General features: G+C 54.0%; 1 protein-coding gene. It reads left to right on the top strand.

Features of this window, described 5'->3' with window-relative positions; all coding sequences use genetic code 11:
- Positions 1 to 298, top strand: a 298-nt coding sequence (locus tag PZC42_RS20635) for a serpin family protein (protein WP_277213942.1), incomplete at both ends; no start/stop codon positions are given.

Raw genomic sequence — 298 nt, 5'->3', positions numbered from 1 at the left:
CCAAATGGAAGGTGCCCTTTGACCCTCTTGACACGTTCAAGTCTGAGTTCTACGCGGGCAAGAGGAGGCCCGTGATAGTGCCCATGATGAGCATGGAGGACCTGACCACACCCTACTTCCGAGATGAGGAGCTTTTCTGCACTGTGGTGGAGCTGAAGTACACAGGAAATGCCAGTGCCCTGCTCATCCTCCCTGACCAAGGCAGGATGCAGCAGGTGGAAGCCAGCTTACAACCAGAGACCCTGAGGGAATGGAGGAAAACTTTGTTTTCCAGCCAAATAGAGGAGCTAAACCTGCC

This window comes from Isoptericola croceus (assembly GCF_029382255.1).
GTDB lineage: Bacteria > Actinomycetota > Actinomycetes > Actinomycetales > Cellulomonadaceae > Isoptericola > Isoptericola croceus.
The sequence above is the reverse complement of the archived record's forward strand: the minus strand, read 5'-3'. Positions and strand labels throughout refer to the sequence as shown.